Annotated in this window: 10 protein-coding genes; 5 read left to right on the top strand and 5 right to left on the bottom strand. The window is 66.0% G+C overall.

Going from position 1 to position 14,329, the window contains the following annotated elements:
- The first annotated feature begins 31 nt into the window (after positions 1–31).
- Together GCN75_RS29650 and GCN75_RS23870 are read left to right on the top strand one after the other, a co-directional pair.
- The gene (locus GCN75_RS29650) at positions 32–6,928 is read left to right on the top strand and encodes a filamentous haemagglutinin family protein (RefSeq protein ID WP_226941538.1); all 6,897 of its coding nucleotides are present in this window, start codon (positions 32–34) and stop codon (positions 6,926–6,928) included.
- Between the two features lie 86 nt (positions 6,929–7,014).
- Complete coding sequence (locus GCN75_RS23870; RefSeq protein ID WP_152284607.1) at positions 7,015–7,722, top strand: RNA polymerase sigma factor; 708 nt, start codon at positions 7,015–7,017, stop codon at positions 7,720–7,722.
- Here the strand turns inward: GCN75_RS23870 and GCN75_RS23865 are convergent.
- From GCN75_RS23865 to GCN75_RS23855, 3 genes are all read right to left on the bottom strand, one after another.
- Positions 7,682–8,785: an HD-GYP domain-containing protein gene (locus GCN75_RS23865; RefSeq protein ID WP_152284606.1), complete on the bottom strand. Its 1,104-nt coding sequence runs from the start codon at positions 8,783–8,785 to the stop codon at positions 7,682–7,684. The two genes, GCN75_RS23870 and GCN75_RS23865, sit on opposite strands and share 41 nt — an antisense overlap.
- A 47-nt stretch (positions 8,786–8,832) precedes the next feature.
- On the bottom strand, positions 8,833–10,011 hold the full coding sequence (locus GCN75_RS23860; RefSeq protein WP_152284605.1) for a pyridoxal phosphate-dependent aminotransferase: 1,179 nt from the start codon (positions 10,009–10,011) through the stop codon (positions 8,833–8,835).
- A gap of 82 nt (positions 10,012–10,093) precedes the next feature.
- Positions 10,094–10,528, bottom strand: coding sequence for a putative toxin-antitoxin system toxin component, PIN family (locus GCN75_RS23855; RefSeq protein ID WP_152284604.1), 435 nt, complete (start codon positions 10,526–10,528; stop codon positions 10,094–10,096).
- 30 nt (positions 10,529–10,558) lie between these two features.
- Here GCN75_RS23855 and yaaA point away from each other — a divergent pair, with 30 nt between their 5' ends.
- Positions 10,559–11,329, top strand: a complete 771-nt coding sequence (yaaA, locus tag GCN75_RS23850) for a peroxide stress protein YaaA (RefSeq protein ID WP_152284603.1) — start codon at positions 10,559–10,561, stop codon at positions 11,327–11,329.
- A gap of 37 nt (positions 11,330–11,366) precedes the next feature.
- Here the strand turns inward: yaaA and GCN75_RS23845 are convergent, their stop codons facing one another.
- Positions 11,367–12,170, bottom strand: coding sequence for an outer membrane protein assembly factor BamD (locus GCN75_RS23845; RefSeq protein ID WP_152258852.1), 804 nt, complete (start codon positions 12,168–12,170; stop codon positions 11,367–11,369).
- 89 nt (positions 12,171–12,259) lie between these two features.
- Between GCN75_RS23845 and GCN75_RS23840 the strand changes: the two genes are divergently transcribed.
- Both GCN75_RS23840 and pgeF read left to right on the top strand, forming a co-directional pair.
- The gene (locus GCN75_RS23840; RefSeq protein ID WP_152284602.1) at positions 12,260–13,285 is read left to right on the top strand and encodes an RluA family pseudouridine synthase; all 1,026 of its coding nucleotides are present in this window, start codon (positions 12,260–12,262) and stop codon (positions 13,283–13,285) included.
- On the top strand, positions 13,285–14,070 hold the full coding sequence (gene pgeF, locus GCN75_RS23835; RefSeq protein ID WP_152284601.1) for a peptidoglycan editing factor PgeF: 786 nt from the start codon (positions 13,285–13,287) through the stop codon (positions 14,068–14,070). Before GCN75_RS23840 ends, pgeF begins: the two co-directional genes overlap by 1 nt.
- A gap of 16 nt (positions 14,071–14,086) precedes the next feature.
- Here pgeF and GCN75_RS23830 read toward each other — a convergent pair whose 3' ends face one another.
- Positions 14,087–14,320 (bottom strand): hypothetical protein, encoded by a 234-nt coding sequence (locus tag GCN75_RS23830; RefSeq protein WP_226941537.1) that lies wholly within the window; start codon positions 14,318–14,320, stop codon positions 14,087–14,089.
- Positions 14,321–14,329: the final 9 nt, after the last annotated feature.

The raw sequence follows: 14,329 nt of genomic DNA, 5'->3' as shown, positions 1-14,329 counted from the left end.
TGGTTTTATCTATCGGCCAGGCATCAGGAGTGTGCTGGCCGTCTCCAACGGGCGCTTGCAAATGCTGGCCCCCGTCAATGGCAACGGTTTTATCGGACCGGGCAGCATCCTGGTCGGCCAGTGCAATGCAGCTGCCTGCAGCGGCGAAACGTCGCTGTATTCGGACGGCTCGATTGCCTTTGCCACCAGCAACCGCTTTGCCTTGAACGACGGCGTGCGCTTCGGCACCCGCCACCTGGCGCTGGCGGTGGGCGGCATCAACGTCGGCGGCGCCGAGGCGCTGGCCGACGCTGCCGCGCGGGGCGTGCTGCCGTCGGGCCTGACCCTGAACCAGCAAGTGATGGACCGGCTGCTGCGCGGCGACACTTCCCGCGGCGCGCCGGCCCTGCAAAGCCTGGCGCTGACGGCCGGGCAATCCTTGAACTTTTATGGCAGCACGACCCTGAGCACGCTGGACGGTTCGGGCAAGTCGCTGCTCGACCAGCTGCTGTTGACCACTCCGGCGATCTACGGTGCCGGCAACGCGGGCGATGTGGCGCTGATCCAGACCGGCACCCTCGTCTGGGGTGGCGACACCGGCGCGCCGCCGGCCGTGATCGGCAATGGCGCGGGCACGGGCAGCGGCACCCTGGAGCTGCAAGCCCGGCGCATCGAATTTGGCTATGGCCGCAACGCCCAGCCCGACAGCGTTGCCGGCAATGGCCGCATGACCCTGGGCTTTGCCAACGTCAGGCTCAACGCCAGCGAACGCATCACGGCCAACCATAAAGGCAGCCTGGCCGTGCATCAGTCCCAGGGCGCCTATGAAGCGGGCAAGGGCTTTGCGTACAGCGGCGGCAACCTGGCCATCAGCACGCCTTTGCTCACGGGCGAAGCCGGTTCCGTCAACCGCATCACTGCCGGGGGCGCGGTGACCGTCGCGGCTCCGGCCGGCGCTGCGGCGCCGGTCGATGCGGCGGCCATCGACGCGCTGGGCGCCGAGCTGCTGCTGTCCGGACGCAGCCTGGCCCTCGACACGGCGGTGGTGCTGCCGAGTGGAAAATTGACCCTGGGCGCCGATGAGGAACTGACCCTGGGCGCCGCTTCGCGCCTGGACCTCAGCGGCCGCAAGGTGCAGATCAACGACGTCAGCAAATACAGCTGGGGCGGCGACGTGACCCTGGAGAGCCGGCACGGCAACATCCGCCAGGCGGCCGGCGCGCTGATCGACCTGTCGGCCCAGTCCAACCAGGGCGGCTTGCTCAAGGCTGTGGCCGAGGACGCCAACGGGGGGCAGATCGACCTGCAAGGGCAAATCCGCGCCGCCGGCAGCGGCTATTACGATGCAGGCGGCACCCTGGTGCCGTACAAGGCGGGCGGGGTGGATATCCGCGCGCAGCGGGTGGGGGATTTCGCCGCGCTGAACCAGCGCCTGAACCAGGGGCAGGTGTTTGGCGCGCGCAGCTTCCAGCTCAAGCAGGGCGACCTGCAGATCGGCACTGAACTCAAGGCCAGCCAGGTCAATGTGTCGCTCGATAAAGGCAGCCTGACGGTGACGGGCACCATCGATGCCAGTGGCGAGCGGGTCGGCAGCATACGCCTGGCCGGCAAGCAGGGCCTGACCCTGGCCGGCAGCGCCGTGCTCGATGCCCACGGCACGGTATTGCGCGTCGACAGCTACGGCAAGATCATCGACGCGCCCAACCGCGCGGTGGTCGAGCTCAACAGTGGCGACGGCCAGCTGACCCTGGCCGACGGCGTGCGCATCGACTTGCGTCACGGCACTGCAGCCGCCCCGGGTAACCGGCCGGGACAATACGACGGCCTGGCCCGCGGCACCCTGGAGCTGAACGCGCCACGGCTGCATGCCGATGACGTGGCCATCGATGCGGGCGGGCGTGTCGCTATCCTGGGTGCCCGCTCCATCGCGCTCAACGCCGTGGCCCGTTACACCGACGCACCTGCCGGCACCGCGCCGTCGGCCAGCGGCCGGCCGTATCAGCTCATCGACCAGCATTACCTCGATGAAAAACACGCGCTGGGCACTACCTTCATCGACAAGGCCCTGGGCAACGACGGGCTGATGCGAGGCAAGCTGGCAGGCTTGAACAACAGCAGCTACCGCGATGCCTTCCGCCTGCGCCCCGGCATTGAAATCGTCACGGAAGGCGACCTGGTCGTCAGTGGCGACCTGGACCTGTCGGGCATGCGCTATGCCAGCGTCAACCCCAACACGCCGAAGACCTCGGTCTACGGTTCGGGCGAGGTGGGCAGCCTGGTGGTGCGCGCCGGTGGCAACCTGGACATCTACGGCAGCATCAACGACGGTTTTGCCCCGCCGCCGGCCACTCCGGACGATAAGGGCTGGGTGCTGACGCCCGGCCTGCAAGGGTTCGGCAGCGATGTGGTCGTGCCCGGACCCGGCATCGTGCTGGCAAATGGCAGTGCCTTCCCCACTGGCAAGACCCTCAATTATCCGCTGCCTATCCAGGCCACCCTGCTGGCCCAGGGCACGGTGCTGCCCGCCGCAGGCATCCTCGACGCCCCATGGAGCGTACCGGCCAACACCGTGTTGAGCGCGGCCGTGCACGACAGCAGCGGCAAGCTGCTGTATGCCGCCGGCACCCTGTTGCAGCAAGCCGTCGTGCTGGCCGCCGGTACGCGACTGGACGCGGGCACCTTGCTGGCGGGCGCCGCCTCGCTGCGCGCCATGACCTGGCCGGCGGGCGTGCCATTGCCCAGCCGTGGGTCCGTGACGGGCAGCGCGGCCGACGGCGTGCTGCTGGCCGGCAGCCTGGCACTCCATGTGGGTGCGCTGATTCCTTTCGGCACGGACGTCAAGTTGCCCGATGGCGCGCTGTCCGTGCCCTTGCGCACCGCGACGGGCGCCGTGGCGCGGCAGAACTGGGCCGTGGCGCCGATGCTGGCCGAAGGTTCGCAGTCGTGGTCGTTGCGCCTGGTGTCGGGCGCCGATACCCGGGCGGCCGATACCCGCTCGATCAAGCCGGCCTTTGCCGGCGACCTGACCCTGGCCGACACGCACTATGGCATCTACGAAACCCATGACAAGAAAATCATCCCGGGAAAACCCGCCCAGCCGGGCGGCGCCTGGTACTGGGACCAGCTTGGCGGAGAACTGTTCGGCGTCCAGCCGGGTACGCCGGTGGCGGACATCGACGCGGGTTCCTGCGAAGAGCCGGGCGTGTGCGTGCGCATCAAGTACGTGTGGGACGAGCTCGGTGAACTTTTCGATAAGGTGCCCGGCCAGCCGGTATTTCCCGACGATGAATCTTCCTGCAGCGAACCAGGTTTCTGCATTGCCCTGGGCGAACCTACGCCGGCAATACCGGAGCAGGTGATCGTCGGCGAGGTCAAACTGGTTTCGCCGGTGAGCCAGCATTTCAGCGTGCTGCGCACGGGCACCGGCGACCTGGACCTGATCGCCGCGGGCAAGGTGTCGATGCAATCGCCGTACGGCGTCTATACCGCAGGCGCTTCCAGCGCTGCCCGCGCCGGCACTGCCGCCGCCGACTTCAACCGGCCCCGCGCCACGGCGGCCGATGGCACGGTGCTGGGCAGCGCCGCCAAGGCGCATGAAGCCCTCGTCAATGAAGACGCCGCCAGCCCGTATGCCGCCTGGTATCCCGACGGGGGCGGCAACCTGCTGTTGCGCACGGGCACCAGCCTGACGGGCAACGTCTGGGCGCCACGCACAGGCCAGGCCATGGCCAACGACGGTCGCGCGCAGCTTGCCAGTGACAGGCTGGGGAACTGGCTGTGGCGTCAAGGCACGGGCAACACCGCCGGTGTCGCGCCCATCCCCACCAGCTGGTGGATCAACTTTGGCACATATGTGAAGGGTAGCACCGGCGGCAACCTTCTGTTCGAGGACCGGGCACAGATAGAACTGCTGCCACGCCTGGTGGGCTTCACCGGTATCGGCACCCTAGGCGGCGGCAACCTCACGCTGGACCTGGGCAGCGATGGCGGCATGCTGGCGCGCCGCGGCGCTCTGGCGCGAGCGCCGCGCAGCGAAGGCCTGGTGCTGGCGGTGGGCAGCACCGGGCGGGTGGTCGACGGCCAATTGCTGCTGACGGGGGGCGGCGACCTGGATGTGCGCATGGGCGGCGATTTGAATCCCGGGCTGGACGCTCGCGCGAGTCGCATCAGCAACACCAGCCGCACGCTGTCGGCCGACTACAAGGACCAGGAACTCAGCCTCAACGGCGTGCTGACCAACCTGCGCGGCGCCTTGAACCTGCAGGCAGGCAGCCTGGGCGGTATCGCCCTGAACTATGGCAGTTTGCGCGGAGAGCAGGATGCCAGGGAAAGCCGGGCCTATTCGCCCTATGCCGCAAGTCTGGGCACGGCTACCGGCGGGATCACCCTGATGCTGGGCGATGCCACGGCCAGCCTGTCGACCCGGGGCGACCTGGTGCTGGCGGGAGCGGGCGACCCGGGACGTATTTCTACCGAGAACACCCAGGCGTTCAATTACAAGGGCAGGAACGACGGGACCGATGGGCTCACCTGGTTCTCGTTATGGACGGGGCGCACCGCCATCGACCTGTTCTCCGCAGGCGGAAGCCTGACGCCCAGCGTGCAGACCGTGTCGCTAGGCGGGAGTGCCGGCAACAGTCCCACAGCAGGGCTGAACTACTCCCCGTCGGACGGGCGCTTCATCTTCCCGTCCAAACTGGGCGCGGTGGCCGCCAACGGCAGTATCTATCTGGGCCCGTCCGCCTTGGGCAGTGCCCCGCCGCCGAACGATCCCGCGTATTCGCTGCTGCTGGCGCCATCGAGCCAGGGACGGCTGGCGATGCTGGCCGGGGACTCGATCTACGCCAGTGGCTATGCGGTCAACCAGTCGGGTGAAAGCCCGGGCTCCATGCCGACACCGTTTGCGCCGGCCTTTATCGGCAAGACCGGTGCTTCGGATGCCGAGGTCAATAACCTCGGCAGCGACGCCACATCGTCTTCCACCAGTGCCGGATTCTCCTTGTTTGCCTTCCGCACGCCGGCCGATCCGGCACGTCCCGCTTCCCAGGCAGCGCCGGCCAGGTTTTACGCCCAGCATGGCGACATCGTTGGTTTGCGCAGCGGTGAAATCCTGACGCTCGGCGGTTCGCCGCTGGGGCAAGTCCGCCATGAGTCCGCAGGCCCCGTGTGGATGCGGGCGGGGCGGGACATCGTCAGTTCAGGCACCGCCCTGGGCTTGCCGACCATTTATCCGGGCGTCATCAGCTCCACCATGAAGGACAGCGTGGGTTCCATTGGGGAAAGCCGTGGCAACCTGTTTGTCCACAACGCCCCCAACGACGTGTCTGTCGTTTCCGCCGGGCGCGACATCCTCTACAGCTCCTTCAACGTCGCCGGTCCCGGCACGCTGGAAATTTCTGCGGGGCGCAACCTCCTGATGGAGGACAAGGCCTCGGTCGTGAGCCTCGGTCCCGTCGCAGCAGGAGACCTGCGTCCGGGCGCCAGCATCGTCATGCAGGCGGGCGTGGGTGCCGCAGGACCGGACTACGCAGGCTTTGGCCGGCGCTACCTGACCGCGGGCAATCTGGCGGACAGCGGCGCCGCGCTGGCCAGCCAGCCCGGCAAGGTGCCCTACCTCTACAGCCGGGAACTGACCCTGGCCGGCTGGCTGCGCGAACAGCATGGCTACACGGGCGACGAGGCCGGCGCGGACGCCTTCCTGGCCGCGTTGCAGGCCAGGCGCGATGCCGCCGCCGACCAGCCCCGGCGCGACCTGCGCCAGGACTATGTCCAGACCAGCCAGCTGCACCTGGTGAACTGGCTGCGCGACCGCCACGCCTATGCGGGCGCGGCGGGCGACGCGCAGGCCTTCTATGACGCGCTGGCCCCCGAGCAGCAGCGCGTGTATGCGCGCAATGTGTATTTTGCCGAACTGAAGGCCGGCGGCCGCGAGTACAACGATGCCGGCAGTCCCCGCGCCGGCAGCTATCTGCGGGGCCGCAATGCCATCGCGGCGCTGTTCCCGGCGCAGGATGCGCAGGGCGGCAAGACCGTCTACCAGGGCGATATCACGCTGTACGGCGCCGCCGGCGTCAACACCTTGTTCGGCGGCGACATCACCATGCTCACCCCGGGCGGCAAGCAGGTCTACGGCATCGACGGGACGGCGCCCGTGGCCGTGGCAGGCGTCATTCCCGGCGTCATCACCCAGGGCCAGGGCGATATCGCGCTGTATGCGCAGGGCAGCATCCTGCTGGGCCAGAGCCGCATCATGACCACCTTCGGCGGCCACGTCATGGGCTGGTCGGCCGAAGGCGATATCAACGCGGGACGCGGTTCCAAGACCACCATCGTGTACACGCCGCCCAAGCGCGTGTATGACCAGTGGGGCAACGTCAGGCTGTCGTCGTCGGTGCCCAGCACGGGCGCAGGGATTGCGACGCTGGCGCCGATTCCGGAAGTGCCGGCCGGCGATATCGACCTGATCGCGCCCCTGGGCACCATCGACGCGGGCGAAGCGGGCATCCGGGTGTCGGGCAATGTGAACCTGGCGGCCCTGCAAGTGGTCAATGCGGCCAACATCGCCGTCAAGGGCGCGTCGACGGGCATGCCGGCCATTGCGGCGGTGAACGTCGGCGCATTGAGCAATGCAAGTGCGGCAGCGTCGCAAGCGACGGCCGCCGCGCAGGACGTGCTGCAGCGCGAACGCACGACGACGCGCCAGAGCCTGCCGTCGATCTTCACGGTGCGCCTGCTCGGCTTTGGCAACGAGCCCATGGAAGGGGAGGCGGAAGCACCGCCGCCGCCACCGCGGGCCGGCTTGCAGTCCGTCCTCGGCGTTCCCTACGACCCTGCCAGTCCGGTGCAATTCCTTGGCGTGGGGCGGGATTTTGACGCCAAGCAGCTTGCGCGCCTGAGCCCGGAGCAACTGCGCCAGTTGCAGCAGGAGCGCCAGTCCAGCGGCATGTAGCGCGTGCCCGCCTGTTTCCTGCCCCGCGCAGGGAACAGGCGGCGGTGTTCCCCCCATTCTTGCAGCCGAACACTGAGGTAGACCTCATGAAACCGAGTACCCTGGATGGCTTGGAGGCCGCCAATATTGCCGATGCGCTCGCAGCAGGGCCGTTCGGCGAGCCTGACCCAGGCATCGTGCTGCGCGATTTCCTGGCGGAGAACTACGCCCGCCTGCACCGCCGATTGCTGCGCAATCTCGGTTGCGCGGACCTGGCCAGCGATTGCCTGCACGACGCCTGGCTGCGGCTGGCGGATGCCGGCACCCCGGTATCCGTGCAAAACCCGCACGCCTATGTCTACCGGGTGGCGTGCAACGTGGCGATGGATCAGCTGCGCGGCAGGCGCTCGTCGCAGTACGACGACGAGGCGGCGGTCGAACACCTGACGGATCCGGCTCCCGGCCCGGACCTGATTGCGCTGGCCCGTTCGGACCTGGCCGCGGTCGAGCGCGCGATGCAGCGCATGCCGTACCGGCACCGTTCCGTGCTGCTGGCCCTGAGGATAGAAGAAAAAACGCGGCAGGAGGTGGCGGACGAGTATCAGGTGTCCCTGACCAATGTCGATACCATGCTGCGCCAGGCCCTGGACCATTGCGCCCGCGAAACCGGGCAGCCTGTGCTCGGCGGCATCAGCCAGCCCCGGCGCGGTTTCTCGCGCCGCTGGCAGGCCAAGGTGCTCGCCGCGGAGTCCACGGCGATGGGACGCCATTTTGCTACAGCCGCGCCTCATCTCCCCACACATGCCGCATGCTGAAATGCAGGCCGGCATCGTCTTCGTGTAGCGAAGAAATAATGGCGTAGCGGCTGTCGGCCGTGTCGCGCGGCAGCAGCTGCGCCAGGTCGGCGGCCGCCAGCGGTGCGCCCAGCGGGTCGCTGAGCGGGTGCACATGGGTGGCGCCCCGTTGCGTGACGACGCCCAGTTCGCCGCTGCGCAGGCGCACTAACGTGCCGGGCGGATATTTGCCCAGCAAGTTGACGAATTGTTCGCCCAGCAGCGGGTCGATGGGCACGCCCTGGTCGAGGAAGATGTGCTGCAGGGCCTGGTCGGGCACGATGGAACGCCGGTAGTTGCGCGCGGAAACGCGGGCGCAATAGCGGTCGGCCAGGCCGATCAGCTTGGCGTTTTGCAGGATTTCATCGGCCGTGCGGCCCTGCGGATAGCCGCTGCCGTCGTCGTTTTCATGGTGCAAGAGCACGCAGCTCAGCCATTCCTCGTCATCGACGCCCGCGCAGCGCAGCAGTTCCGTGCTTTCCTGCGGATGCTGGCGCACGATGCGCATCTCTTCGTCGTTCAGGGGGCCGCGCCGGTCCTGGAAGCTGTCGTGGTGGCGCAGCATGCCCACGTTCATCGTCAGCGCAGCCGCGCCGATCAGCAGCAGCTCATCGTGGGACTTGTGCATGCTGCGGCCCACCAGCATGGCCAGCAAGGCCGTTTCGATGCAGTGGCGCACGGCGTAGCTGCCGGCGATCTGGTTGAGCAGGATGCTGGCCAGCGCGATGTCGGCATCGTGCTCGAGCGCGCGCAGCAGTTCGCGGGCGATGTCGCGCACGTCGCGCTCGGCATTGTTTTCGCTGCGCAAGTCCAGCAGCAGCCGTTCCAGGCGCTGCGCCGCCTCGTTCAGCAGGCGCAGCACGGACGGCTGGTCCGGTGCGCCCACGTACAGGCCCAGCTGCAGCAAACGGCCCAGCTGCGTGCCGTCCGTGATGATCTGCCCCTTGCGTAGTTGCGGGCCAGCACTATGGTCCGCCAGAAAAAGATCCCAGGGCAGGGGTTCGCCGGGAACCAGGTCGGCGGGGCCGATGCGACGCTGTACCATGCTGTCATCCTTTGCTCCGCCGCAGCGAAGCCATGTTCAGTGCTCGGTTATATGCTGCGCAGGCGCTCCAGCGCCAGGCGCAAGGTGTCGTCCTGCTTGGCAAAGCAGAAGCGCACGATGCCCGACTCCTTGCCCTGCGCGTAAAACGCGGAGACAGGGATGGCGGCCACCTTGATCTCGGTCGTCAGCCATTCGGCGAACTGCGCTTCGGTCTCTTGCGAAATGGCATCGTAGCGCACGCACTGGAAATACGTGCCGTCGGCCGGCAGCAGGGTGAAGCGGCTGCCCGCCAGGCCGTCGCGGAACAGATCGCGCTTGCGCTGGTAAAACGCGGGCAAGTCCAGGTAGGGCTGCGGGTCGGCCATGTAGCCGGCGATGCCGTGCTGCATAGGCGTGTTGACGGTAAATACGTTGTACTGGTGCACCTTGCGAAATTCCGCCGTCAGGGCCGCTGGCGCGGCCACGTAACCCACTTTCCAGCCCGTCACGTGGTACGTCTTGCCGAAGCTGGAGACGATGAAGCTGCGCGCCGCCAGTTCCGCGTTGCGGCTCAGGGACGCGTGCGGCACGCCGTCGTACACCATGTGCTCGTAGACTTCGTCGGACAGGATCAGGATTTGCGTGCCGCGCACGATGTCGGCCAGGGCCGCCACGTCGGCAGGGCGCAAGATCGTGCCCGTCGGATTGTGGGGCGTATTGATGATGATCAATCGCGTCTTGCTGCTGACGGCAGCGGCCAGCTTGTCCCACGGCACGCTGTAGCCTTGCTCACCCACTTGCATGGATACCAGCACGGGCACGCCGCCGGCCAGCGCGATGGCCGGCAGGTAGCTGTCGTAGGCCGGTTCGATGACGATGACTTCGTCGCCCGGGTGGACGCAGCACAGGATGGCGGTGGTGAGCGCCTGCGTGGCGCCGGCCGTGACGGTGATTTCCGTGCCCGCATCATAGGCGTGGCCGTACAGGCGGGCGATCTTTGCGGCAATCGCTACGCGCAAGGGCGCGGCGCCCGTCATCATCGGATACTGGTTGTGGCCGGCGCGCATGGCGTCGCTGACCAGCTCGACCAGGGCCGGGTCGCAACCGAAGTCGGGAAAGCCCTGGCCCAGATTGACGGCGCCATGCTGGGCCGCCAGGCTGGACATGCGGGTAAACACGGTGGTGCCGACGGCTGGCAAACGGGTGGTCAGGGTGGGAGTCAGATGGGGCAGGGACGGGCTGTTCATGAACGGTAGGGCCGCGGTGCGGAAAGTGGAATCATGTCCCATTCTAGCGCAGCGCGTGGCGTTCCGTGCAGGCCTCGATGGCTCAGCTTGCCAAGCTCCAGCCTTCCGGCACCATGATCTTGAACATGCCGGCCTTGGCCGTCTTGCGGGCCAGTTTCAGCAGCGCCTTGTCCTTGGTGATGAGGATGTCGGCGTTGGCGTCGCGCGCCAGTTCGAGGAATTTCTGGTCGTCCTTGTCCGTGCAGACGGGCAGGCGCACGCCGGACACGGGCGGCGCTACCACGGTGATGTGGGCGTCGAAGCGGGCGGCGGCAACGGCGCGGCTGGCTTCATCGAGCGGCAGGTGTTTGTAGTGCAATACGACAAGATATTCCGCGCGGCAATCCTCGCGCGTGATGGCTTGCACGGCGCCGCTTTCCATGGCCGCCAGCAGGGGCGCCCAGCGGGGGTCGTTGAAGACGAACAGGTCGAGGCAAACGTTGGTGTCGAGGACGAGTTTTTGTGGAGCAGGTATCATGTCGGCAATTCTATTCTGTAGTGATAATTTATGTTGATCGTGCTTTCGCCCGCCAAGAGTCTCGACCTGGAGACGCCGCCAACCACTTCGTTGCACAGCACCCCCGATTTTCTCGACCATTCCGCCCAGCTGATCGAGCGCATGCGCCAGTTTTCGCCGGCCGAAGTGGGCAGCCTGATGGGCATTTCCGACGCCTTGTCGGCCCTCAACGTGGCCCGTTACGCGTCCTGGACGCCCAAGCTGGCCGAAGCGCGCCAGGCCATCATGGCCTTCAACGGCGACGTGTATGCCGGTTTCGAGGCGCGCAGCCTGCAGCCGGCCCAGCTCGATTATGCCCAGTCGCGCGTGCGCATCCTGTCGGGCCTGTACGGCTTGCTGCGCCCGCTGGACCTGATCCATCCGCACCGCCTGGAAATGGGCACGCGGTTGTCGACGGCGCGCGGCAAGGATTTGTATGCGTTCTGGGGCGACACCATCACCAACGGCCTGAACCGCACGGCCAGGGAGCAGGGCGCGAAGGTGCTGGTCAATCTCGCATCCGAAGAATATTTCAAATCCGTCAAGCCGCGCCAGCTGGACGTGCCCGTCATCGCGCCCGTGTTCGAGGACTGGAAGAACGGCAAGTATAAGATCATCTCGTTCTACGCCAAGCGCGCGCGCGGCATGCTGGCCCGCTATGCGGCCGTCAACGCCATCCGCGACCCGGAAGAGCTGAAGCAGTTCGACGTCGATGGCTACGGTTTCGTGCCGGAAGCGTCGAACGACACCAGCTGGGTATTTAGACGCAAGGTGGGCGAATAAGTAAAAAAACCGGGCTAGCCCGGTTTTTTATTGCAGCTTACTGCCAGAATTTCCACCACTTGCGCTCCTTGTTCACCCCTTCCGGGCTGAGGAATGCCGTGTTCGGGTAGTTCTTGGTCAGCACGCGCAAGGCGTCGTCGCGCAAGTCGGTCAAGCCCAGCTTGTCATACGAGCGGTACATGATGAACAGCGCTTCTTCGATGGCGGGCGAGGCGGCGAAGTCGCTGATCGTCGTTTGCGCGCGGTTGGCAGCGGCCAGGTAGGCGCCGCGGCGGTAGTAATAACGGGCCACGTGGACTTCGTATTTCGCCATCGCATCGATCAAATAGTTCATGCGGGCCAGCGAATCGGGCGCGTACTTACTATTTGGAAACTTGTCGACCAGTTGCTTGAAGGCGGCAAACGCTTCGCGCGTGGCTTTCGGATCGCGCTCGGTCGGGTCTTGCTCGTACAGGAAGTTCAGGAAGCTGATCTGGTCGTTAAAGCTGATCAAGCCCCGCAAGTAGTACATATAATCCACATTGGCGTGGTTCGGATGCAACTTGATGAAGCGTTCGACGGCGGCCAGTGCCTGAGCCTGGTCTCCCGACTTATAATACGCGTAAGCGATCTCCATCTGCGCTTGCAGAGCATAGTTGCCGAAAGGATAGTTAGCCTCCAGCTTCTGGAACAGGCCGATTGCAGCTTCATAGTGCTGCCCGGCCATTTCTTCACGCGCCTCCGAGTATAATTTCGTAACGGACCAGTTTTTGGTCTCATCCACTTTTTCAGGCAACAAGCTGCAAGCGGACATGCCGAGCAGAACGACTGAAGCGACTACCAACGATAATTTTTTTTGCATGACGTTTTGCAAGAAGGTTTTAACCAAGATTTTACAATAGGCTGATTATAGCCGATGGGAATGCTGTGATATTAACTCCGAAGCCTAATTTGGCTGACCCCGCGTTTGACTCCCTTTCTGACCATGCTGCCGAAGAGGCGTTTGACGGCGATTTTGCCGCCGACGACGTCTTCGAGGAAATGGCCCCGATTACATTGGAACTGACGCCGGACGCCTGCGGCCACCGCCTCGATAAAGTCATCTCCAAGCTGGTGCCGCAATACTCGCGCAGCCGCTTGCAATTGTGGCTGGAAGCCGGTTTCGTGACCGTGGACGGAAAAGTTGCCAAACGCAACATGACCGCCTATGGCGACGAGAAGATCGTCATTCTGCCGCAAAGCGCGCCGGAAGACGAGGCTTTTAAGCCGGAAGCGATGGAATTGAACATCGTGCACGAAGATGAGCATATCATCGTGATCAACAAACCGGCCGGACTGGTCGTGCATCCGGGCCCCGGCAACTGGTCGGGCACCCTGCTCAACGGCCTGCTGCACCACTGCCCGCAACTGGCTGGCGTGCCGCGCGCCGGCATCGTGCACCGCCTGGACAAGGATACCAGCGGCCTGATGGTGGTCGGCAAGACTCTCGCTTCGCAAACGGACCTCGTGCGCCAGCTGCAGGCACGCACCGTCAAGCGCGAGTATTTCGCGCTCGTGTGGGGCACGCCGAAAGCGGCGGGCACCATCGACGCATCCATCGCGCGCCACCCGCGCGACAGGGTCAAGATGGCCGTGTCGGAGAATTTCACCGCCAAGCCCGCCATCACGCACTATGAATTGATCGGCAGCGGCGAACTCGACCGCCGTCCTGTGAGTCTGATGCAATGCCGCCTGGAAACAGGCCGCACGCACCAGATCCGCGTGCACATGCAGCACCTGGGCTTTGCGCTGGTCGGCGACTATGTGTATGGCAAGCAGCACCTGGTGTCCGTGTTCTCGCGCCAGGCGCTGCAGGCGCGCCGCCTGGGCCTCGTGCATCCGGGCACCTTGGAAGCGTGCGAGTGGATCGTGCCGCTGGCCGATGACTTCGCCGAACTGATCGCCACGGCCGGCATTCCCGAGCCGGAACAAGTCTGATGACGGCACCGTTGTCTTGCCTGATTCCCCATTGGCCCGGCTTGCCCGCGAACGTGGGCGCGCTGGCGACCGTGCGCGCAGGCGGCGTCAGCCAGGCACCATATGGTGACGGGCAGGGCGGCGGTGGCTTGAACCTGGGCACGCACGTGGGCGACGACCCCGCGCACGTGGCCGCCAACCGCGCGCGCCTGGCCGCCATGCTGCCGTCGCAGCCGGCCTGGCTGTCGCAGGTGCATGGCGTGGCCGTGGCCGATGCCGGCAAGCTGGACGGTTGCGTGCCCGATGCCGATGCCAGCATCGCCACGCAGGCGGGCGCCGTGTGCGTGGTGATGACGGCCGATTGCCTGCCTGTGCTGTTCAGCTCAAGCGACGGCCTGGTCGTCGGCGCGGCCCACGCGGGCTGGCGGGGCCTGGCCAACGGCGTCTTGCAGCGCACGGTGGCCTCGATGCGGGCGCAGGGCGCGACGGATATCCTCGCCTGGCTGGGGCCGGCCATCGGTCCGCAGCAATTCGAGGTGGGGCACGACGTGCTGCAGGCGTTTCAAGACGGCGCGCGCGATGATGCCGAGCGGCAAGTACTGGCCGCCGCGTTCACGGCCATCGCTGGCAAGCCGGGCAAGTACCTGGCCGATATCTATGGCCTGGCGCGCACCATGCTGCTGCGCGATGGCGTGGCGCAGGTGGCGGGCGGGGAATATTGCACCGTCAGCGATGCGGCGCAGTTTTACTCGTACCGGCGCGATGGCATCACGGGAAGACAGGCCAGCTTGATCTGGCGCAAATAATCTGCACGGCAGACACTTATGTGTCTGCCGTTTTTGTTTTATCGTCTGCTGAGGCATGCGCGCGGGCCTGCATGTCCGCGATACGCTGGGCCTTGCGTTTGCGTCGCCGCGAGCCCGTCAGATAGAATAGGATGGACAGGGGGATGACGCAGTACAGCACGAAGGTCATCACCCCGGCGACGATGGACGGTTCCGTCAGCGCCATGAGGCCGACGACGTAGATCCAGGCAACAGCGGTCATGAGCATCATGAGTGGTGG

Origin of the sequence: Janthinobacterium violaceinigrum, assembly GCF_009208555.1 — a bacterium.
GTDB lineage: Bacteria > Pseudomonadota > Gammaproteobacteria > Burkholderiales > Burkholderiaceae_D > Janthinobacterium > Janthinobacterium violaceinigrum.
This window is presented reverse-complemented; position numbering and strand designations above follow the sequence as displayed.

Excerpts from the sequence above, each read along its gene's own strand:
- GCN75_RS23870 (WP_152284607.1), top strand. The coding sequence starts at position 7,015 with ATGAAACCGAGTACCCTGGATGGCTTGGAGGCCGCCAATATTGCCGAT.
- GCN75_RS23860 (WP_152284605.1), bottom strand. The coding sequence starts at position 10,011 with ATGAACAGCCCGTCCCTGCCCCATCTGACTCCCACCCTGACCACCCGT.
- GCN75_RS23855 (WP_152284604.1), bottom strand. The coding sequence starts at position 10,528 with ATGATACCTGCTCCACAAAAACTCGTCCTCGACACCAACGTTTGCCTC.
- pgeF (WP_152284601.1), top strand. The coding sequence starts at position 13,285 with ATGACGGCACCGTTGTCTTGCCTGATTCCCCATTGGCCCGGCTTGCCC.
- GCN75_RS23865 (WP_152284606.1), bottom strand. The coding sequence starts at position 8,785 with ATGGTACAGCGTCGCATCGGCCCCGCCGACCTGGTTCCCGGCGAACCC.
- yaaA (WP_152284603.1), top strand. The coding sequence starts at position 10,559 with ATGTTGATCGTGCTTTCGCCCGCCAAGAGTCTCGACCTGGAGACGCCG.
- GCN75_RS23845 (WP_152258852.1), bottom strand. The coding sequence starts at position 12,170 with ATGCAAAAAAAATTATCGTTGGTAGTCGCTTCAGTCGTTCTGCTCGGC.
- GCN75_RS23830 (WP_226941537.1), bottom strand. The coding sequence starts at position 14,320 with ATGATGCTCATGACCGCTGTTGCCTGGATCTACGTCGTCGGCCTCATG.